The organism is Streptomyces scabichelini (assembly GCF_011045015.1).
Lineage (GTDB): Bacteria > Actinomycetota > Actinomycetes > Streptomycetales > Streptomycetaceae > Streptomyces > Streptomyces scabichelini.
In genome coordinates this window covers 1-560 of the sequence record NZ_JAAKZY010000492.1, presented here as the reverse complement: position 1 = coordinate 560, position 560 = coordinate 1, and the positions used below count along the sequence as shown (strand labels likewise).

The 560-nt window shown below is 77.5% G+C and carries 1 protein-coding gene; it reads left to right on the top strand.

What is annotated here, in order from left to right; all coding sequences use genetic code 11:
* Nucleotides 1-21: 21 nt before the first annotated feature.
* Nucleotides 22-560, top strand: a 539-nt coding sequence (locus G5C60_RS50880) for a tetratricopeptide repeat protein (RefSeq protein WP_338146169.1), incomplete at its 3' end; no start/stop codon positions are given.

Here is a 560-nt window from a genome sequence, read left to right as displayed (position 1 = left end):
CGGGCGGGGCTGGTGGCGGCGGTGCAGTGGGCAGGGGAGGAGCGGTACGCGGACACGGCGGTGCGGCTGGCCGAATGCCTGGCGGAATACCTGGACTGGCGGCGGTCCTTCGACGACTGGATCACCGTGAGCCGGGCCGCCCGGGAGGCCGCCCACCGCGCCGGGAACCGCCTCGCCGAGGCCATCGGGTGGAACAACCTCGGCATCGCCCTGCGGGAGGAGGGCCGGGCGGGGGAGGCGGTCGACGCCCTCACCCGCGCCCGCCACCTGTACCGGGCGGCCGGGGACCGCCACGGCGAGGGCGACGCGTGGACCAACCTCGGCAGCGCCCTGGAGGAGGCGGGCCGGGTGGGGGAGGCGGTCGAGGCCCACATCCGCGCCCGCGACCTGTTTCAGGCCGCCGGGGACCACCACCGCGAGGGCATGGCGTGGAACAACCTCGGCAGCGCCCTACAGGAGGCGGGCCGGGCGGGGGAGGCGGTCGACGCCCACACCCGCGCCCGCGACCTGTTCCGGGCGGCCGGGGACCGCCACGGCGAGGGCGTGGCGTGGAACAACCT